The organism is Nocardiopsis sp. CA-288880 (genome assembly GCF_050955985.1).
GTDB lineage: Bacteria > Actinomycetota > Actinomycetes > Streptosporangiales > Streptosporangiaceae > Nocardiopsis > Nocardiopsis tropica.
Genome location: NZ_CP192105.1, coordinates 3,405,518 through 3,425,067, shown reverse-complemented (window position 1 = coordinate 3,425,067; position 19,550 = coordinate 3,405,518). Strand labels below are relative to the sequence as shown.

Genomic DNA, 19,550 nt, shown 5'->3' with positions numbered 1-19,550 from the left:
GCAGAAGTTGAGCACCGTGCAGGGCGCGTCCCCGCGTCAGATCGTCGTCGTCGGCAACGGCATGGTCGGAGCCCGCTTCGCCGAGGAGGTGGCGCGCCTGGACCCCCGGGGCGAGCGCGTCCACGTGAGCGTGGTCGGCACCGAGCCCCACGCCGCCTACAACCGGGTCCTGCTGTCGGGGATCGTCGCGGGCGACTACAGCGCCGACCAGATCCGGCTCCCCGTCCCCGACACCCCGGGGGTCACCGTGCGCACCGGCGTCACGGCCACCGCCCTGGACACCGAGCGGCGCACCGTCGCCCTGGACGACGGCAGCCACCTGGCCTACGACGAACTGGTCCTGGCCACCGGCGCGCGCGCCGCCTTCCCGCCGATCACCGGGGCGACCGCGCCGGACGGGGCGCCGGGGGAGGGGGTGACCGCCCTGCGCGACCTGGCCGACTGCCACCGCCTGCTGGCCCTGGCCCGGCCCGGGGCGCCCGTGGTGGTGCTGGGCGGCGGGGTCCTGGGCCTGGAGGCCGCCCGCGGCCTGGTGGGACGCGGCGCCCGGGTGTCGGTGGTGGAGTCCTCGCCCTGGATCATGCGCCGCCAGATCGACCAGCCCGCCGCCCGGATCCTGGCCGACCGCTACTCCGCCCTGGGAGTGGCCGTGCACTCCTGGCGGGTGGCCTCCCGGTGGATCCCGGGAACCGGCCTGGAACTGGACGACGGCCGGATCCTGCCCGGCGACGCCCTGGTGGTCACCGCCGGGGTGCGCGGCAACACCGAACTGGCCGCGGACGCGGGGATCGAGGTCGAGCACGGCATCCTGGTGGACGACGCCCTGTCCACCTCCGACGCCCGCGTGCACGCCATCGGCGACTGCGCCCAGCACCCGGGCGGCGGCGCGGGCCTGGTCCAGCCCGGCTGGGAGCAGGCGGGCGTCCTGGCCCGGCGGCTCACCGGAACGGCGCCGAACGCCCTCTACACCGGGGCCCGGCCGCTGACCCGGCTCAAGGCCGAGGGCATCGAGCTGACCGCGTTCGGCAGGGTGCACGAGGCCGACGACGCCGAGGGGCTGGAGACGGTCACCATCAGCGACCCCTACGGCGGGCGCTACGCCAAGCTGTCGGTGTGCGAGGAGAAGGTGGTGGGCGCGGTGCTCCTGGGGTTCCCCGAGGCCGCGGCGACGCTGTCCCAGCTCTTCGACACCGGCGCCCCGGTGCCCGCCGACCGGCTGGCCCTGCTGCAGGGACTGCCGACCGCCGCCCCCGAGGGGCAGGGCTCGGTCGCGGAGGCGCCGGTGTGCCGCTGCAACGCGGTCACCCGCACCGACATCGAGCAGGCCTGGCTGGACGGGGCGCGCACCCGCGAGGCCATCGCCGAGACCACGCGGGCCACCACCGGGTGCGGCGGGTGCGTGCGCGACGTCAACGCGCTGCTGTCGGGGATGGGCGCCCAGGCCCCCGCCCCGGTCGCCTGACCCCGGGGCCGGGAGCCCCGGTCGGCGGGGCTGCGTCCGCCGGTCCGGGCCGGGCCCCGAAGCACCGGCCCGCCTCAGCCCGGCACGTCCATGCGCTGCGTGCCGACCACCGACAGCAGGCGCAGCGCCTCCTCCGCCGGGGAGCCGGGGTCGGCCGTGTAGATCACGACCCGCTGGTCCCGGTCGGCGATGTCCAGGACGTCGCAGTTGAGGGTGAGGGCGCCCAACAGCGGGTGCCGGAGGGTCTTGCGCAGGCCGGGCCCGGTGCGCACGTCGTGGTCGGCCCAGAGCCGGGCGAACTCCGCGCTGCCGGAGAGGAGGTCGCCCACCAGCGCGGCCACCTCGGGGTCGTCGGGGTAGCGGGCGGCGGCCGCCCTCAGGTGCCCGGCCGCGGCGCGCGCGAACGCCTCCGCCTCGGCGGGGTCGTGCAGCCGCTTGTCCGAGCGCGGTGCGAGGAAGGCGTGGCGCACGAGGTTGCGCTCGTGCCGGGGCAGGGCGGAGAAGTCCCCCAGGAGGGCGGCCGCCAGGTCGTTCCAGGCGATCACCTCGTAGGTCGCGGACAGCACGATCGCCGCGGCCTGCGGCAGGCGCCCCAGCAGGTCGAGAATGCTCTGCCGCACCTCGCGCGAGGGGCCGACCGGCGGCCCGGGCGGCGCGCCGGCGAGGTGGTGCAGGTGGTCCCGTTCGGCGTCCGACAGGCGCAGGGCCCGGGCGAGGCCCGAGAGCACCTCGCGCGAGGGGCGCGGACCGCGGGCCTGCTCCAGGCGCGTGTAGTACTCGGTCGAGATGTACGCCAGCTGCGCCACCTCCTCGCGACGCAGTCCCGGCGTGCGGCGGCGCGGACCGACGGGCAGCCCCACGTCGGCAGGGGCGATGCGCTCACGCCTGCCGCGCAGGAATCCGGCCAGCTCTCTTCTGTCCACGCCCCCAGTGTGCACGCAGGCCGGGGGCGGTAGCCAGGTACCGCCGGTGCCTGGATCGGCCGCGCGGTCCGCGCCAGGCTCACCTCCATGAACACTGCACAGACCACCGACACCCCCACCCACGCCGCCACGGGCCTCCTGGCCGGCAAGGTCGCCCTCGTCACCGGGGCCGGCCGCGGCATCGGCGCCGCCGCGGCCCGCCTGTTCGCCCGGGAGGGCGCCAGGGTCCTGCTCGCGGCCCGGACCGAAGAACAGCTGAAGGCGGTGACCGAGGAGATCAGGGCCGCGGGCGGAACCGCCGACCACGCGGTGTGCGACCTGGCCGACAGCGACAGCATCCGCGGCGCCGTCGACCGCGCCGTGGCCCTGTACGGCCGCCTCGACGTCGCCTTCAACAACGGCGCGACCGCCGTGCCGCCCGGCCCCATGGACCAGGCGACCGAGGCCGACTTCGACCACGTCTACGCCGTGAACCTCAGGGGCCCCTGGGCTGCCATGGTCGCCCAGGTGGGCGCCATCCGGGCCACCTCCGGCACCGGCGCCATCGTCAACACCTCCTCCGTCGGCAGCCTGAGGGGCAACCCCGCGCTGCCCTCCTACGGTGCGACGAAGCGGGCGCTCAACAGCCTCACCGAATCGGCGGCGGCCACCTACGGGCCGGAGGGCATCCGCGTCAACGCCATCGCCCCCGGCACCACGCTGACCGAGATGATGTACGGCTGGGACGAGAGGTCGCCGGGCATCATCGACCACCTCAGCGCCCGCACCCCGCTGCGCCGCGCGGCCGACCCCGAGGAGATCGCCCAGGCGGCCGCCTGGCTCCTCAGCGACCGCGCCTCCTACGTGACGGGGGCGATCCTGCCCGTGGACGGCGGCATTCAGGCGGTGTGATCGGGGACGTCCGGGCGGCAGGAGGGGACCTCCGGCGTCGGCGCCGACGGCGGGCGGCACGGTCGGCGGCGCCCGGCAGGGCCCGGGGCACGGGCCGGAGGGAGGTCCCTCGTTCCGGCGCCGGAGCGAGGGGCCCACACGCCCCCCGGCCAGCCGCGCCGGACCGTGTGCGCCGCCCCGGGCAACGCTGCCGGGGCGGCTGTGGGAGGTCTGCCCGGCGAGGTCGGTGCGGCCTTCCCGGAGGCCGGTCAGCACGCCGGCGCCCCGTGCCGCGCTCCACGGGACACCCTGCGACCATGGCCGCACAGCCCCGACCTCCCGAACCGCCGGGGCCGGGTGCGGACTGTCGGAGGGACGGGCCAAGGTGGCGGTGGCCGCCTCCGCCGTCCCCCGGGCGCAGGCCCCACCACCGACCCCGACACGATGGAGACCCCCATGCCCGGCCGCCTCACCCCGGCCCGCTTCGTCGACCTCTACGACCTGGGCGCCAGACCGCACATCCTCGCCTACCGCACCTCCGTCGGCGACCGGCGGCGCCGGGAGTGGCTGATCGACGCCGGGCTCCTCGCCGCGTGCGATCCCCCCAGCCGCGGCTACGCCTTCCGCATCACGCAGGCGGGTCTGGCCGCGCTGCGCGAGCACCTGGACTACCTGGAGGAGCGCGAGTCCCAGGGGCTGGCGCACCGCTCCGGGAACGAGTACGGCATCCAGCGCGGGGTCCTGGCCTCCCGCGCCGGGCTGGACGCGGCCCTGGCGCGGCGGGCACGGGGCGAGGCCGCGCCCGTGGAGGCACCGGGCAGGGAGTGGTGGGGCGGGCAGGGGACACCGGCGTGGGAGGGCTCGCCCCCCGAGGTGCTCCGGGCGGTGGCCGTGTTGCAGGCGGCAGGGCACGCGCCGGTGGACTGGACGGCGGTGGGGGAGCCCCGGGGCTTCTACGTGGAGCCGCGCGGGCGGCTCCTGTACGTGTACCACGGCCAGGCCCGGCGCTCGCAGCGGGAGGACGGGGGGTGGTTCACCGAGGAGATCGGCGCCTATGCGGACGCGCTGCGCGCCGCCGGGTGGCAGGTGGACGCGGACACGGGCCGGTGCGCGCACGTGCGGGTGCCCGGCTCCGGCCGAGGGTGAGCCCGGTCGGGGCCGCACTTCTGTGAACACACGGACCGGGCGGCCCCGCCGCACCCCCGACCTTCCCGACGACCTCGAGGCCGAGCTCGCCGCGTTCACCGACCGCCTCGCCTCGGCCACCCACCTGGGCGCGGCCACCGTCAACAAGCGGCTCGCAGCCGTGGACGCCTTCCTCGCCCTGCGCGGCTCCGGGCGTCCCGCGCCCTGGAGGCGCTCACCGCCGACCGGTGAACAGGCGAGGGCCTACCGCCACATCCTGGAGCGATCCTCCTCGACCCCCGACAGGGGCGATGGCCTCCCACCAGACCCTTCGAAGGGGATAAGGCGCGGCGTAGCCGCGCACCTACCGGCGCCCTGTCGCCCCGGCGCGGATCCGCGCCGCCGCCCGCGCGGTGGTGAGCCCTGCTCCCACGACTCCGAGGGCTCCCACCAGGACCGCGAGTGCGGGGAACAGCCAGAAGACGTCCACCGGGACGTAGCTGTTGTCCTGAAGCGCGGGAGCGACGAGGAACAGGAACACCACCAGAGCCGGGGCGACGCACTGGGGAAGCAACCGCAGGGCGAACCTCCAGGCGGGCCAGGCGGCGCGGCGCGCGGCCCACCGCATCACCTGGTTCTGACCCCCGGTACATGCTCCTACCAGTGCGGGCCGCCCCTGGGATTCCACTCCTCGCACTTCGCGCACGTGTACCGCAGGAGGGGGTCTACGAGGCGGCGGATCCGGCTACCGTGACGGCCATGGCTACCCAGCACGAACTCTTCCAGCGTCATCCCGACGTGGTCTTCACCAGCCTGCCACCCGGCGCCCACGGGGCCGGGGCGATCTGGAGGATCTCCCCGATCGGGACGACGGCGCCGACCATGTGGGCGTACACCGACGAGCAGGCGGAGAGGTACGCCAGGGTCGTGGCGCGCATCTCCGGCTGAGCCCCGGAACGCAGAAAAGGCCCCTTCGTCCGGCATGAGGCCGGACGAAGGGGCCTTGGTGCGGGCCGGTAGACCGTGGTGTTGTACGGGGCGGGCGGCGGAGTCGACGAAGACGGCCCGGACGCAGCCGTGCGGCGGTCGCACCGGGGCGCCGGGCCCCGCGATCAGGGCTGCGGACGGGCCGGGGCGGTGAGGCGCCGCAGGGCTGCGCGGGCGGGCGGACCCCAGTCGGCCTTGCCGCCGGGGCGCCCGTGCTCGCCGGCGTCGCCGACGAGGAGCCCGACGAGGGCGCGCATCACCGCGCAACCACGGGCACGGCGCAGGGTCGCGGCGTCCGCGCCCGGGCCGTAGGCGTCGTGGAAGCGGTCGGCGGCGCCGTCCGGCAGCAGGGTCCAGGCGGCGGCGAGGTCGTAGGCCGGATCGCCCGCGCACAGGTCCCCGAAGTCGACCACCCCGCAGAAGGCGCCGTTCTCGGTGAGGACGTTGGCCGGATGCAGATCGGCGTGCAGCCACAGCGCCGGGCCTGCCCAGCCGGGAGCGGCGACGGCGTCCTCCCAGACGGCGCGGACCGCGTCCGGGTCGGGGACCAGCCCCAGCGCGGTGGCCGTCTCGAGCTGCTCGGCGAACTGCTCGGCGGCCCCGGCCAGCGGCCCCCCGCGGTCGCGGCCGACGGGCGCCCCCACGGGGGCCGGCCGGTGCAGGGCCGTGAGGAAGGCGGCCAGGCCGTCGGCCGCGGCCCCGGCGCGCGTGGCGGGAGCGCGGTCGGCCGGCGTGCCCGGTACCCAGGTGGTGACGATCCAGGGCCGCGGGAACCGCTGGGAGGGCTCGCCGAGGCGCTGGGGGACGGGGACCGGGAGGGGGAGGCGCGGAGCGAGGAAGGGCAGCCAGGCGTACTCCTTGTGCAGCAGCGCGTCGGCGGCCTCCGTCGCCCACGGCAGCCGGACGGCGAGATCGTCGCCCAGCCGCCACAGCTGGTTGTCCCAGCCACGCGCCCCGAGGCTCAGGGGCAGGTCGGCCAGGTCGGGGTGCTGTTCACGCAGCAGGCCGCGGACGAGCTCCCCCGTGATGTCGATCTCGGTGCGGGTCATGGGAGGCAACAGTAGACCCCGGCCGCACCGGCTCCGCGCCCCCGGGCCGTCAGCGCACGGTCAGGGCCACGACGGCGCAGACCAGGGCCGCCGCGGAGGCGAGGGAGCGCAGGTGGTTCCAGCGCACCCACACCGGCTCGAAGGCGCCGCGCACCGCCGCCGGGTCGGCGATCCGCTCGGCGGGGCCGGCCTGGTCCAGGGCGTTGTTGCGCGGGACGTTGACCCCGAAGGTGATGCCCAGGGCCGCCAGCAGGCAGGCGAGCGCCCCGCCGAACCAGACCGCGGAAGCGGTCTCGGCCGCACTGGTGTGGAGCACCACCGAGGCCAGCGCCCCCACCGGGGCGCCGATGAACACAGCGGCGAAGAGCGGGTTGAGGATGGCGACGTTGATGCCCTGCATCGACTCGATCATGGCGCGGTCGCCCGCCCGGCCCAGGCCGGGCATGACGGCGATCGAGAACCCGAAGAACAGCCCCGCGAACAGGCCCGTCAACACTGTGGCGGCCACCGGGACGACCGCGTACACCATGTCCGCCATTTCGTACCCCGGTTTTCCTGTTGTCGCGATCCTCTGGGCGGATTGTATGCCCGGAACCGGTGGTCGCGCGCCCCTGCGGACGCGTGCGGCCGGGGCCGTTGTCGCCCTGCGGGGCGCCCGGGCACGGTGTCCTGTGTTTCCGGCGCATCAACACCTGAGTGTGCGACCCGAACCCCTTCTCCGCCGCCTTCTGCCGCTATACCGTCGGTAGGTGTGCTTCCCCCCGCTCGTCGGCCGTGAGAAGGAACGACAACAGCTGCGCACCGCGGCGGTCCCCGGGTCCCTGGTCCTGCTGTCCGGGGCCGCCGGATCGGGTAAGACCCGCCTGGTCCGGGAGCTCCCCGGAGCCGTGGACGCCACGGTCCTGACCGGGTACTGCCCCTCCCGGGACGAACCCTTCCCCTTCGCCCCCGTCATCGAGGCCCTGCGCCGGGCGGCGATCCCCGGCGGGCTCAGCCCGCTGTGCGGCGCCCTGCACCCCCTCATGCCCGAGCACGCCGAGCGGCTGCCTCCGCCGCCCCCGCCCACCGGTTCGCCGGCGGCCGAGCACCACCGCACCTACCGGGCCCTCACCGAGCTCCTGGACTCCCTGGGCCCGACGGTGCTCGTCCTGGAGGACGTGCACGCCATCGACCCGGCCACCCGGGACCTGCTGTACTACCTGGCGCCGCGCCTTCCCGCCCACCTGTGCCTGGTACTGACCTACAGACCCGAGGAACTGCCCCGGGCCTTCCCCGTCCACGCGCTGGCCGCCCGCACCCCGCCGGGCACCCCGCACCACGAACTCGCCCTGGCCCCTCTGAACCCCCGCGACCTGTTCGCCCTGGCCTCCCGGCTCCTGGACGCCGCCCCCTGCGGAGCGACCGATCCGCGCACAGCACCCGCCGACCCGGCCGCCGAGACCGCCGCCCCGCCCCCGGCACCGGACGGGTCCGGAGCCGGGGTCACCGCCGAGGACGCCGAACGCCTGCACGCCTGGACCGGCGGCCTGGCCCTGGCCGCCGTGGAGACCCTGCACCACCTGGCCTGCGCCCGCGCCGCCACCGGGCCCGGCGCAGGCCCCGCCGTCCCGGAGGAGCCGCCCGTACCCCCCACCCTGCGCGACTGGTTCCTCGAACGCCTGCACGCCCTGGACCGCGACACCCGCCACCTGGTGCGCGCCGCCTGCGTCCTGGAGGCCCCCGCCGCCGACGACGTCCTGGCCCGTGTCGCGGACCTGGGCCCCTCCCGCGCGGAGAAGGCGCTCTCCCGCGCCTGCCAGCTCGGCCTGCTGCGGCCCGCCGGCCCGGCGGCCCTGGAGGTCCGCACCCCTCTCCTGCGCCGGGTCTGCCACGACTCCCTTCCCCTGGGCAAGCACCGCCACCTGCACCGGGCCGCCCTGACCGCCCTGTCCCGGGGGCCCGCGCCGCCCCACGCCCGCCTGGCCCGCCACGCCCGTGAGGCCGGACTCGTGGAGGAGTGGACCGACCACGCCGAACGCGCCGCCGACCAGGCCCTGTCCCAGGGCGAGGACGCCACCGCCGTCACCCTGCTGCGCGACGCCCTGACCCGCCACACCCTGCCCGCCGGGCGCCGCTGCGACCTCGCCCTCAAACTGGGACGGGCCGCCCTGACCGGGATCTCCGCCCAGCACACCATCACCCTGCTGCGCGACGTCCTGGCCACCCCCGGCCTGCCCGCACCCTCCCGGGGCGAGCTGCGCATGGAGCTGGGCCTGCTCCTGCTCAACCAGGCGGCGCAGGGGCGCACCGCCCGCAGCGAACTCGTCCGGGCCGCCGCCGAACTCACCTCCCGCCCCGACCTGGCGGCCCGCGCCATGTGCGCCCTGGCCGTGCCGCGCAGCACCCCCGACCCCGTGGACACCCACCGCCGGTGGATGGAGCAGGCGGTCTCGGCCGCCCACCGCAGCAAGGACCCGGCCGTGGCCCACAGCGTCTCGGTCAACCAGGCCACCCTGCTCGCCCAGATCGGGGACCCGGCCGCCTGGACAGCGGCCCTGCCCGACCCCGGCTCCCCGCACGTGCGGCCCACGCCCGAGGCCCTCCTGCGGCGCCGCGAGTTCGCCCGCGCCTCGCTCAACCTGGCCGACGCCGCGGTCATGCTCGGCCACTACGAGCGCGCCGACCACCACCTGACGGACGCCGCCACCTGGTCGATCGCCTCGGATGTGCCCTACATCCGCGAGAGCGCCCAGGCGCTCCGGCTGATCCTCGACTGGCAGCGCGGCCACTGGGCGGGCCTGGACGAGGAGGCCGAACGCCACCTGGGCCCCGCGCGCCTGGCCCACCTGCACGCGGTCGCCGCCGAGCTGACCCTGGTGCGCTCCGCCCTGGCCCTGGCCCAGGGGGACCCGGCCGGAGCCCGGTCCCACCTGGCGCTCCTCGAACCCGCCCCCGGGGACGACCCAGCGGCGCCCGACCCCGACCACGCGGTTCCCGTGCGCGCGTTCGCCGCCGGGCTGCTGGCCCGCCTGGCGATCGCCCGGGGCGACCCCGGGGAGGCGTGGTCCCGGGTGGAGGACCTGGTGTCCCTGGTGGCGAGCAAGGGCGTGTGGGTGTGGGCGGCCGACCTGGTCCCGGGTATGGAGGCGCTGGTCCCGGCCGGGCGCGGCGCGGAGGCCCAGGACCTGTGCGCCCGTTTCCGTGCGGGACTGCGCGGCGCCGGCGCCCCGGCCGCCGCGGCGGCCCTGGGGCGGTTCGAGGCCGCCCTGGCCCGGCACCGCGGCCAGGGGGACCGGGCGCTGCACCTGTACGCCGAGACCGCGTCCGCCTACCGGGCCATGCAGCGCCCCTACGACGCCGCCCAGGTCCGCGAGGCCGCGGCCCACACGAGACTGGACCGCTCCGGGGGCCGGTCCGAGGAGGAGGGCGTGGCGGGGCTGCGGGCAGCGCTGGAGGAGTACACGGCGCTGGGCGCGGCCTGGGACGCGGCGCGGGTGCGCCGTGCGCTGCGCGCGCACGGGGTGGTGGCCGCCCCGGCGGACGGCGGCGGCCCGCGGGACCCCCGCCTGTCCCCGCGTGAGGGGGAGATCGCGGCCCTGGCCGGGCGGGGGAGCACCAACCGGGAGATCGCGGCCCTGCTGCACCTGTCCCCGCGCACGGTGGAGACCCATGTGGCCAACGCGCTGGCCAAGCTGGGGCTGCGTTCGCGCCGGGACCTGGCCTCGCCGCCGGGCCGGGACCACGGGGGCGGGGTCGCCGCCGGCTCCGGTTGACCCGGGCCCCGCCCTCCCCGCGCCGGGCCCGGCGCGGGGAGGGCACGGCCCCGGAGGCGGTCCGCCGAGGGGCCCGCCCCTCTCCCGGAGGGAGCCCCGTGCCCCGCGAAAAACCGCTTCCCCGTCCGGCCCCGATCCGAGACCATGCCCCGAAGGGCCGGGCGGGCATCCGCTCCGGCGCCCCGACACACGGAACGAGGCGTCCGCAGACATGAGCGACCACGACAGGGCCGTCGCCGACAACCGCGCGAACTGGGACCAGAGGGCCGACGTCCACGCCCGGTCCGCGATGTACGACGTCGACGGGCTGATCGCCGACCCCTCCTACATCTCGGAGGTCGTGCGCAACGACCTCGCGGTCCTGGAGCCGCACCTGGACGGCGGGACGGTGGCGGGCAGGTCGCTGCTGCACCTGCAGTGCCACATCGGCACCGACACGGTGTGCTGGGTCCGGCTGGGCGCCGTGGACGTCCACGGCCTGGACCTGTCGGCGAACTCGCTGGCCCACGCCCGGCGCATCGCCGCCGCCGACGGCGCGGACGTCACCTGGGTGGAGAGCGACGCGCGCACGGCCTCGCAGGCCATCGACCGGCGGTTCGAGGTGGTCGTCACCGGCACGGGCGCCGTCACGTGGCTTCCCGAGCTGGGCCCGTGGGCGCGGTCGGTCCACGACCTGCTGGAGCCGGGCGGGGTGTTCGTGGTCAGGGACGACCACCCGCTCCTGAACGCGCTGGACTACGAGCCTTGGCAGGTGACCGGCGACTACCTCGGCGGCGGGGGCGCCGACACCTACGACGAGGCCGAGACCTACACCGACGGGGCGGCGGAGTCCATCACCAGCACCGTCAACCACCAGTGGCGCCACAGCCTGGCGGAGGTGACCGGCGCGCTGCTGGAGGCGGGCCTGGTGGTCGAGGCGCTCGGGGAGCACCCGTTCATGGACTGGCCCGCCTTCCCCGGGCTCGTGGCGTGCCCGCAGGGATGGCGGCTCCCGGAGGGGGCCCCGCGGATCCCGCTGAACTTCTCGGTGGTGGCCCGGCGCCCGGGGTGAACGCGAACGGCCGCGGGGCCGCGCCAGGGGGTCAGCCGTGCCACTCGCAGAAGAGGACGGTGGCGTCGTCGCCGAACTGCCCGTGGTGGTACTCCAGGACCGCGTGGACCAGGCGCCGCAGCGTCTCGGGGACGGGCAGGCTGTCGGCCTGGTGGCGGATGACGAAGTCCACGAACCGCTCCACGCCGAACTCCCGGCCCTCGGAGTCGCGGGCCTCGATGATGCCGTCGGTGTACAGGAGCAGGCGGTCGCCGGGCTCGAGCTGCTCGTGGCAGACCGCGACGGGCACCCCCAGGTCCATGCCCAGGGGGTGGGAGGGGTCGCACTCCAGGTTGCGGACCTCCTCCCCCCGGATGAGCACGGGCGGCAGGTGGCCGCAGTTGACCCAGCTCAGCTCACCGGTGCTCAGGTTGAGCTCCGCCAGGATCGCGGTGGCGAACCGGGTCTGGACGAACTCCTGGATCAGGGTGTTCTCCACGCCCCGGGGGATCTCCTCCAGCGGGACGCCGCGCCGGCGCTCGTTGCGGAAGGCACCCACCGCCAGGTTCGCGATGAGCCCGGCGGCGGTGTCGTGGCCCATGGCGTCGAACATGGCCAGGTGGGCGATCTCCCCGGCCAGGGCGTAGTCGAAGGAGTCCCCGGCGTTGTCGTAGGCGGGCTCGGTGGCGGCGGAGATGGTCACCCGGGAGTCGGCGAAGGTGCCCGGGGGCATCAGGGTCCACTGCATCTCCGCCGAGACGGACATGGGGCTGACCCTCACCAGGCGGGCGTGCGCGTCGCTGTTGGCGCGCTTGGCGATGATCAGCAGGCTCACCATCGCGGCCAGGTCGCGCATCGCGGAGCGGTCGGGGTCGCCCTTGTAGGCCACGTGGAGCACGCCCAGGCGTTCGGCCCCGTCCAGGATCGGCACCCAGTAGCGGCCCCTGTCCCCGACGGGCACGGTCACGCCCATGATGTAGGCCTCGCCGGCGACGGTCCCGTCGATCTTCAGGTCGTCTCCGCCCTGGTGGGCGTCGAGGCCGCGGCCGGTGACCTCGCGCAGGACCTGCTGCTGGCGGTCGGCGAGGTAGATGCGGATCTCGGTGAGGTCCGCGGCCGCGGCCTTGCCCGCCACGAGGGAGGGGAGCTCCTCGAAGTTGGCGAGGTGCCCTGCCCTGACCAGGGACGTCATCAGCTCGTTGGACCCGTGTTTGAGCGACATGGCATGACCCCGGTCAATCTCGCGAGGCGGCAACTGCTTCGGAACCTCTACCCGGTTTGCCACATTTCGAGCAGAAAGTCCAGCTTGGGAGGGTGGCCGACCCCGGCACCACGACCGCCGCGACCGGTCCGCGCACCCCTCCCGCGGGACCGGCGCCCCGCCCGGGCCCGGACGCGCGCGCCGCACTCCCGCCGCACACGAGGCGGCGCCCCTCCCCGCCGGGGGAGGGGCGCCGGTCCCGCACGCGCCGCCCCGGGCGGGCGCCTCCGGGAGAGGGCCGGGAGGGCGGTCCCCGCTCAGGCCGCCGCGGCCCGGATGTCGCGGGGCTCCGCCTCGGGAAGCCCCCGCCGGCACCGGCCGCACTCGGACCGGCGCCGCACCAGGTAGGCGGCGGTGGCCACGCCCAGGGCCGCCCCCCACACCCCCATGGAGGAGAACACCAGCACGTGCACGGTGCTGGAGCTCAACATCGACCCGGCCCCCGCGGCGAAGGACTCGGTGACGGCGCTGCGGCCCATCGCCACCAGGGCCACCGCGACCAGCGTCGCGGGCACCACCGCCAGCGGCACCGGCACCCGGCGCCCGGCCAGGCCCGCGGTCCACCGGGGGAACCGCACGCCCCAGCGCTGGACCAGCCCCAGCATGAGAACGGCGCCGACGATGCCGGCCGACCCCAACCCCACGCCGATGACCAGCGTGAACGGGTCGGCGGAGAGCACCGCGAAGTCCTCCCGGCTCATCCCGACCGGGACGCCGAACAGCCACGGGATCCTGATGGACGGATAGACCAGGGCGGTCGCCGCGCCCACCGCCACCGCGATCCGACCCACCCTCAGCGCCCGCGCCCGGGTCCCGCGCTCCACGGCGGCCGACCACCGCGGGCTCCGGCCGCACAGCGAGCAGGAGCGGCGCCCCGCACGGCGGCACGCGAGGGCCGCGACCACCCACACCCCCACGCCGGCCATGAAGAACAGGCCGGTGAGGCTGTCGGGCGCCAACAGCGCGGTCACCCAGGTCTGGGCCAGGCCGGGCACGATCCAGCCCACCACCGGCATGATCATCGTGTAGCCGAACAGGGCCAGCAGGTTGCCGTCCACGAACACCAGCAGGACGAGGACGGCCAGGGCCCAGGCGCCCGCCTGGGCCGCACGGGGCCCGCCGCCCCGGAGCATCAGCACGGAGCACACGACGCCCACCGCGCCCATGGCCAGGACGAGGACCACCGGCAGAGCATCGCCGCGCCCGGCGAAGAGCGAACCGAACCCCTCCTCATCGGCCACGCTCAGGGGCAGCACCCCCGACAGCCAGCCCAGGCCCAGTGCCAGGGCCGCCGCCGACCACGCCAGCGCGGCCCAGGGCACCGCCGTCGCGCGGTCGTGCCGTTCGTGCCCCGGATCTGCGGGGGGTGCGGGAAGGGGTGGCAAGGCGGTCATGGCGTGCTCCCGGAGTGGTGCGGAGTGGATACCTCCACCCTGGCGCGCGCACCCCCGGGCACACCTCCCCCACGAGCGGGAGCGGGCTCCCCCCTGAGGGGGAGCCCGCTCCACCGGCCCGGTCCCGGGCTCGCTCCGGCGCGGGCGCCCCGGGGGCGCGCCCGGACCGCCCGCCGGCGCTCTAGGCCGACGCCGCCCGGTAGGCCTTCTCCAGGGCCGAGGCGAACACCTCGACGGGCTGTGCGCCCGAGATCCCGAAGGCCCGGTCGATCACGAAGAACGGTACGCCGCTCCCGCCGAGGCGCTGCGCGGCGGCGCCGTCCTCGCGCACCTCCGCGGCGTAGTCGTCGCCCTCCAGCACCCGGCGGGCCTCCTCGGCGTCCAGGCCGATCTCCACGGCCAGCTCCACCAGGGTGGCGGTGTCGGAGAGGTCCTTCGCCTCCACGAGCTGGGCGTGCATGAAGCGCTCGTGCGCCTTCGTGCCCAGCCCCCGGCTCTGCGCCAGGTGGACGAGCCGGTGCACGTCGAAGGTGTTGACCATGAAGCCGTTCTCGAAGTCGTACTCCAGCCCCACCTCCGCGGCGACCTTCTCCACCTGCGCGGTCATGGCGCGCACCTGCTCGCGCGAGGCGCCCGTCTTCGCGGCCAGGGCGTCACGGACCGGTTCGCCGCGTCCCCGGGGGTAGGAGGGGTCGAGCTGGAAGCTGCGCCAGAGGACCTCGACCTGGTCGGCGTGCTCGAACTGCTCCAGGGCCGTCTCGAAGCGCCTCTTGCCGATGTAGCACCACGGGCACACGATGTCGGACCACACCTCGACCTGCACGGACAATCCCCTCACTCACCAGCACGTTCCGTCCGAGCACGCCGGCGCGTCCTCGGTTCCCAGCGACACCAGTCCGGTGACCGCCTCCAGGGGGAGCTCCTCCTCGGCGGGCCGGTCCGCCTCCCGCGGCCCGGTCCGCGGTTCAGGGCTGCTCACGCTCACGACACCCCTTACATACTTATTGTGCGTAACAACATTATCAGTCAGTATGAGGTGAGCCCGGACCAGGCACAAGGAGGCACATTGACGTCCCGAGCGCACACCGGTGTTCCCTCCACCGGGCACACCGACGAACGCGCCCCCGAGGACTGCCCGGTCCGCGAGGTCCTGGACCGGGTCGGCGACAAGTGGAGCGTGCTCGTCATCGTCCTGCTGGGGCGGCGCACCCACCGCTACACCGAGCTCCACCGCGCCGTCGACGGCATCAGCCAGCGCATGCTCACCCTGACGCTGCGCGCCCTGGTCCGCGACGGCCTGGTCGAGCGCACCGCGCACGCCACCGTCCCGCCCCGCGTGGACTACGCCCTCACCGACCTGGGCCGCACCCTCCTGGAACCCCTCAACGCGCTGGACCGCTGGGCGAGCCTGCACCGCGACGACATCCGCGCCGCCCGCGCACGCCACGACCGCGCCGGGGACCCCCGTCCGGACGGCCCCTGAACCCCTCCCGGCCGCGGCGGCCCGGGGCCCTGCGCCCGGCCCGCCGCGCACACGTGGGCCCCGCCCGGGCGGGGCCCGCGCCCCTCCTCGGGCAACGGGGGTGGACCCCGCCCCCTCCGGGACGGGGCCCGCGCTCAGCCCTCCAGCGCCCACCCCGGCAGGGGCTCGGTGCGCTCGGCCCACTCCGCGGGCACCCGGCCGCCCGGCAGGCCCGCGCCCAGGATCCCGCCCACGATCGCGCAGGTGGTGTCCACGTCACCCCCGGCGGAGGCGGTCGCCCACATGGCCGAGGCGAAGCCCGACCGGTACCGCGCCGCCGCCCACAGGGTGAAGGGCACCGTGTCCAGGGCGCTGACCCGCGAACCGTTGCCCAGGGCGCGGGCCGCCCCGACCGGATCGGCGGTCACCAGCAGCAGGCGCGCACCGCGCACCGCCTCGCGCATCCGCCCCGCCGGAAGGCGCTCGAGCACCCCGTCCAACAGGGGCCCGGGCGCCGCCGCCCCGCCCCCCGCCACCAGGGACGCGGCCACCGCCACCGCCACCGCGCCGTCCACCGCCTCGGGGTGGGTGTGGGTGACGCGCGCCGTCACCGCCGCCTGCCCGGCCGCAGCGTCCGGGTCGCCGGCGAACCAGGCCCCCAGCGGGGCCACCCTCATCGCCGCCCCGTTGCCGAAGGAACCCGACCCCCCGAACAGCCCCGCGGCCAGCTCCCGCCAGTCCCCGCCCTCGCGCACCAGGCGCAGCAGGCGCCCCGTCGCCGGACCGTACCCCCGGTCGAAGTCGTGGTGGCGGGCGAAGGAGGACGCCAGCCGGTCGGGGTCCACCACCCCGCCCCGGAGCGCCTCGGCGTGGACCGAGGCCGCCATCTCCGTGTCGTCGGTCCACTCCCAGGGCCCCGGGGGCAGCTCGCGCTCCTCCAGGAAGCGCAGGTTCGCGGGAACGAAGAACTGGGAGCCGAAGGCGTCGCCGACGGACAGGGAGGACAGGGAGGACAGGGCGCGCGCCCGGCGCGGATCAGGGATCGTGTGCATCACCGGCCATCCTGGCCGACCCCGCCACCGCTGTCCACGCACCGGCCCCGCACTCCGGCCCCGCACTCCGGCGCCCGGTGTGACCGAACACCCATCCGCGCCCCCGCGCCGCCCGCACCCGCCCCGGGCTGGCCCTTCTCCGCCCCCGGCCCGAATCACGCACTCCCCACCTGCGGTGACAGCACATCGAAACAACCGCGACACACGAGGCTGACCCGCGGGTAACACCCTGCGGGTTGCCTGAGAAGCGTCCGACCCCGCAGCAGGAGGAGCCGCGCACCATGGAAGAACTCGTCGTCATCGGCAACGGCATGGTCGGCCACCGACTCGTCGAGGCCCTCCACGACCGCGACAGCGACCACCGCTGGCACGTCACCGTCGTGGGCGAGGAGCCCCGCACCGCCTACGACCGCGTCGCGCTCTCCTCCTACTTCGACGGCGCCAGCGCCCAGGACCTGTCCCTGGGCGACCTGTCCGGACCCCACGTGGACGTCCACGTCGGCGAGCGCGCCACCGCCCTGGACCGCGACGCCCGCACCGTCACCACCGCCTCCGGCCGCACCCTGGGCTACGACCGGCTCGTCCTGGCCACCGGGTCCACCCCCTTCGTGCCCCCCGTCCCCGGACACGACCTGCCCGGCTGCCACGTCTACCGCACCATCGAGGACCTGGACGCCATCACCGCCTCCGCCCGCCACGCCCGCACCGGCGTGGTCATCGGCGGCGGACTGCTCGGCCTGGAGGCCGCCAACGCCCTGCGGCTGCTGGGCGTGGAGGCCCACGTCGTCGAACTCGCCCCCCACCTGATGCCCGCCCAGATCGACGAGGGCGCCGGCGGCCTGCTCCGCAGACTCGTCACCGACCTGGGCGTGCACATCCACACCGGAGCGGCCTCCACCGCCGTCGAGGCCGGCGCGGACGGCCGCGTCCGCAACCTCCTCCTGGGCGACGGCACCCGCCTGGACGCCGACCTGGTCGTGTTCTCCGTGGGCATCCGCCCCCGCGACGACCTCGCACGCGCCGCCGGCCTCCGGGTCGGCGAACGCGGCGGCATCGTCATCGACGACACCTGCACCACCTCCGACGCCCGCATCCACGCCATCGGCGAGGCCGCCGCCCACCGCGGCACCGTCTACGGGCTCATCGCCCCCGGCAACGCCATGGCCGAGGTCGTCGCCGACCGCCTCCTCGGCGGCGGCGCCACCTTCACCGGCGCCGACACCTCCACCAAGCTCAAGCTCCTGGGCGTGGACGTGGCCAGCTTCGGCGACGCCCACGGCCGCGCCGACGACTGCCTGGACGTGGTCGTCAACGATGCAGCCGGCGGCCGCTACGCCAAACTCGTCCTGTCCGACGACGCCACCACCCTCCTGGGCGGCATCCTGGTCGGCGACGCCTCCGCCTACGCCACCCTGCGCCCCATGGTCGGCTCGCCCCTGCCCGGGGACCCGCTCACCCTCATCACCCCCGAGGGCGGCGCGGCCCTGGGCGCCGACGCCCTCCCCGACTCCGCGCAGATCTGCTCCTGCAACGCCGTCACCAAGGGCGCCCTCACCGACGCCGTCCACACCCAGGGCGCCTGCGACGTCGCCGGCCTCAAGGCGTGCACACGGGCGGGCACCAGCTGCGGATCGTGCGTGCCCATGCTCAAGCAGATCCTCTCCCAGGCGGGCATCGAGCAGTCCAAGGCCCTGTGCGAGCACTTCACCCAGTCCCGCGCCGAACTCCTGGAGACCGTCCGCGCCACCGGCACCACCACCTTCTCCGCCCTCATCGAGAACCACGGGACCGGCCAGGGCTGCGACATCTGCAAGCCCGCCGTCGCCTCGATCCTGGCCTCCCTGGGGGGCGGGCACATCCTCGAGGGCGAACAGGCCACGCTCCAGGACACCAACGACCGCTACCTCGCCAACATGCAGCGCAACGGCACCTACTCGGTCGTGCCCCGCATCCCCGGCGGCGAGATCACCCCCGACAAGCTCATCGTCATCGGGGAGGTCGCCCGCGACTTCCAGCTCTACACCAAGATCACCGGCGGCCAGCGCATCGACCTGTTCGGGGCCCGCCTCGAACAGCTCCCCGCCATCTGGACCCGCCTGGTCGAGGCCGGGTTCGAGTCCGGCCACGCCTACGGCAAGTCCCTGCGCACCGTCAAGTCGTGCGTGGGCACCACCTGGTGCCGCTACGGCGTCCAGGACTCGGTGGGCCTGGCCATCCGCCTGGAGGAGCGCTACCGGGGCCTGCGCTCGCCCCACAAGCTCAAGTCCGCCGTCTCCGGGTGCGCCCGCGAGTGCGCCGAGGCCCGCAGCAAGGACTTCGGGATCATCGCCACCGACCAGGGCTGGAACCTGTACGTGGGCGGCAACGGCGGCTTCACCCCCCGTCACGCCGAACTCCTCGCCTCGGACCTGGACGAGGAGACCCTCATCCGCTACATCGACCGGTTCCTGATGTTCTACATCCGCACCGCCGACCGCCTCCAGCGCACCGCCCCCTGGATCGAGGCCATGGACGGCGGCCTGGACCACGTGCGCGACGTCGTCGTCCACGACACCCTGGGCATCGCCGAGGAACTCGAGGCCGCCATGGAACGCCACGTGCACTCCTACACCGACGAGTGGGCCGCCGTCCTGGCCGACCCCGCCAAACTCGCCCGGTTCGAGTCCTTCGCCAACGCCCCCGGCACACCCGACCCCACCATCAGCTTCACCACCACACGCGACCAGCCCGTCCCGGGCGCCGCTCTCGACCTCGGCATGCCCGCCCCCCGCCCGCAGGAGGCCACCCGATGACCGCCACCACCCACGCCCCGCCCGCCCTGTGGATCGACGCCTGCCCCGCCCACCGCCTGGGCGCCGACGACGGCGTGGCCGTCCTGCTGCCCGACGGCCGCCAGGCAGCCCTGTTCCGCACCCGCGACAACCGCCTGTTCGCCGTCGACAACATCGACCCCTTCACCGGGGCCGCGGTCATCTCGCGCGGCATCGTCGGCGACCGCCGTGGCGAGCCCACCGTCGCCTCGCCCATGCTCAAGAATGTGTTCTCCCTGCTGACCGGACAGAGCCTGGAGGACCCCCAGGTGCGCCTGCGCACCTGGGCCGTCCGCGACACCGGCGCCACCGTCCAGATCAGCGCCCGCGCCGAAGAGGAGTCACCTTGAGCACATCCGCGTCCGCGCCGTCC

18 protein-coding genes are annotated in these 19,550 nt (G+C 75.7%); 9 read left to right on the top strand and 9 right to left on the bottom strand.

Annotated elements, in window-relative coordinates; translation table 11 throughout:
- The first annotated feature begins 7 nt into the window (after positions 1 to 7).
- On the top strand, positions 8 to 1,462 hold the full coding sequence (locus ACQPYD_RS14635; RefSeq protein ID WP_433701531.1) for an FAD-dependent oxidoreductase: 1,455 nt from the start codon (positions 8 to 10) through the stop codon (positions 1,460 to 1,462).
- A gap of 74 nt (positions 1,463 to 1,536) precedes the next feature.
- On the opposite strand, the gene ACQPYD_RS14630 is transcribed toward ACQPYD_RS14635, so the two are convergent.
- Positions 1,537 to 2,385, bottom strand: coding sequence for a helix-turn-helix transcriptional regulator (locus ACQPYD_RS14630; protein ID WP_433701530.1), 849 nt, complete (start codon positions 2,383 to 2,385; stop codon positions 1,537 to 1,539).
- A gap of 87 nt (positions 2,386 to 2,472) precedes the next feature.
- On the opposite strand from ACQPYD_RS14630, the gene ACQPYD_RS14625 reads away from it, so the two are divergent.
- Together ACQPYD_RS14625 and ACQPYD_RS14620 are read left to right on the top strand one after the other, a co-directional pair.
- Positions 2,473 to 3,276: an SDR family NAD(P)-dependent oxidoreductase gene (locus ACQPYD_RS14625; RefSeq protein ID WP_433701528.1), complete on the top strand. Its 804-nt coding sequence runs from the start codon at positions 2,473 to 2,475 to the stop codon at positions 3,274 to 3,276.
- 435 nt (positions 3,277 to 3,711) lie between these two features.
- The gene (locus ACQPYD_RS14620) at positions 3,712 to 4,401 is read left to right on the top strand and encodes a hypothetical protein (protein WP_433701527.1); all 690 of its coding nucleotides are present in this window, start codon (positions 3,712 to 3,714) and stop codon (positions 4,399 to 4,401) included.
- A gap of 343 nt (positions 4,402 to 4,744) precedes the next feature.
- Here the strand turns inward: ACQPYD_RS14620 and ACQPYD_RS14615 are convergent, their stop codons facing one another.
- Complete coding sequence (locus ACQPYD_RS14615; RefSeq protein ID WP_433701526.1) at positions 4,745 to 5,008, bottom strand: hypothetical protein; 264 nt, start codon at positions 5,006 to 5,008, stop codon at positions 4,745 to 4,747.
- Between the two features lie 131 nt (positions 5,009 to 5,139).
- Here ACQPYD_RS14615 and ACQPYD_RS14610 point away from each other — a divergent pair, with 131 nt between their 5' ends.
- Positions 5,140 to 5,328, top strand: coding sequence for a hypothetical protein (locus ACQPYD_RS14610; protein WP_433701525.1), 189 nt, complete (start codon positions 5,140 to 5,142; stop codon positions 5,326 to 5,328).
- A 164-nt stretch (positions 5,329 to 5,492) separates the two neighbouring features.
- Here the strand turns inward: ACQPYD_RS14610 and ACQPYD_RS14605 are convergent, their stop codons facing one another.
- Positions 5,493 to 6,416 (bottom strand): aminoglycoside phosphotransferase family protein, encoded by a 924-nt coding sequence (locus ACQPYD_RS14605; protein ID WP_433701524.1) that lies wholly within the window; start codon positions 6,414 to 6,416, stop codon positions 5,493 to 5,495.
- A 49-nt stretch (positions 6,417 to 6,465) separates the two neighbouring features.
- On the bottom strand, positions 6,466 to 6,954 hold the full coding sequence (locus tag ACQPYD_RS14600) for a DUF1772 domain-containing protein (protein WP_433701523.1): 489 nt from the start codon (positions 6,952 to 6,954) through the stop codon (positions 6,466 to 6,468).
- Positions 6,955 to 7,165: 211 nt separating this feature from the next.
- Here ACQPYD_RS14600 and ACQPYD_RS14595 point away from each other — a divergent pair, with 211 nt between their 5' ends.
- Positions 7,166 to 10,168: an AAA family ATPase gene (locus tag ACQPYD_RS14595; protein ID WP_433701522.1), complete on the top strand. Its 3,003-nt coding sequence runs from the start codon at positions 7,166 to 7,168 to the stop codon at positions 10,166 to 10,168.
- A gap of 211 nt (positions 10,169 to 10,379) precedes the next feature.
- Positions 10,380 to 11,219: a class I SAM-dependent methyltransferase gene (locus ACQPYD_RS14590; RefSeq protein WP_433701521.1), complete on the top strand. Its 840-nt coding sequence runs from the start codon at positions 10,380 to 10,382 to the stop codon at positions 11,217 to 11,219.
- Between the two features lie 31 nt (positions 11,220 to 11,250).
- On the opposite strand, the gene ACQPYD_RS14585 is transcribed toward ACQPYD_RS14590, so the two are convergent.
- The 4 genes from ACQPYD_RS14585 to ACQPYD_RS14570 all read right to left on the bottom strand — a co-directional run bounded on the left by ACQPYD_RS14585 (position 11,251) and on the right by ACQPYD_RS14570 (position 14,832).
- Entirely contained in the window at positions 11,251 to 12,420 is a 1,170-nt protein-coding gene (locus ACQPYD_RS14585) for a PP2C family protein-serine/threonine phosphatase (RefSeq protein WP_433701520.1), read from the bottom strand.
- Between the two features lie 296 nt (positions 12,421 to 12,716).
- Positions 12,717 to 13,853 (bottom strand): hypothetical protein, encoded by a 1,137-nt coding sequence (locus tag ACQPYD_RS14580; protein WP_433701519.1) that lies wholly within the window; start codon positions 13,851 to 13,853, stop codon positions 12,717 to 12,719.
- A gap of 181 nt (positions 13,854 to 14,034) precedes the next feature.
- Positions 14,035 to 14,676: a DsbA family oxidoreductase gene (locus ACQPYD_RS14575; protein WP_433701518.1), complete on the bottom strand. Its 642-nt coding sequence runs from the start codon at positions 14,674 to 14,676 to the stop codon at positions 14,035 to 14,037.
- Positions 14,677 to 14,691: 15 nt separating this feature from the next.
- Positions 14,692 to 14,832 carry a hypothetical protein gene (locus ACQPYD_RS14570; protein ID WP_433701517.1) on the bottom strand — a complete coding sequence of 47 codons (141 nt, stop codon included), beginning with the start codon at positions 14,830 to 14,832 and terminating at the stop codon, positions 14,692 to 14,694.
- Positions 14,833 to 14,919: 87 nt separating this feature from the next.
- Here ACQPYD_RS14570 and ACQPYD_RS14565 point away from each other — a divergent pair, with 87 nt between their 5' ends.
- The gene (locus ACQPYD_RS14565) at positions 14,920 to 15,336 is read left to right on the top strand and encodes a winged helix-turn-helix transcriptional regulator (RefSeq protein ID WP_433701516.1); all 417 of its coding nucleotides are present in this window, start codon (positions 14,920 to 14,922) and stop codon (positions 15,334 to 15,336) included.
- A 134-nt stretch (positions 15,337 to 15,470) separates the two neighbouring features.
- Here ACQPYD_RS14565 and ACQPYD_RS14560 read toward each other — a convergent pair whose 3' ends face one another.
- Positions 15,471 to 16,367 carry an ADP-ribosylglycohydrolase family protein gene (locus ACQPYD_RS14560; RefSeq protein ID WP_433701515.1) on the bottom strand — a complete coding sequence of 299 codons (897 nt, stop codon included), beginning with the start codon at positions 16,365 to 16,367 and terminating at the stop codon, positions 15,471 to 15,473.
- A gap of 281 nt (positions 16,368 to 16,648) precedes the next feature.
- On the opposite strand from ACQPYD_RS14560, the gene nirB reads away from it, so the two are divergent.
- Together nirB and nirD are read left to right on the top strand one after the other, a co-directional pair.
- On the top strand, positions 16,649 to 19,159 hold the full coding sequence (gene nirB / locus ACQPYD_RS14555) for a nitrite reductase large subunit NirB (RefSeq protein WP_433702054.1): 2,511 nt from the start codon (positions 16,649 to 16,651) through the stop codon (positions 19,157 to 19,159).
- Positions 19,156 to 19,527, top strand: a complete 372-nt coding sequence (gene nirD, locus ACQPYD_RS14550; RefSeq protein ID WP_433701514.1) for a nitrite reductase small subunit NirD — start codon at positions 19,156 to 19,158, stop codon at positions 19,525 to 19,527. The genes nirB and nirD overlap by 4 nt, the downstream gene beginning before the upstream one ends.
- The last annotated feature ends 23 nt before the right edge of the window (positions 19,528 to 19,550 follow it).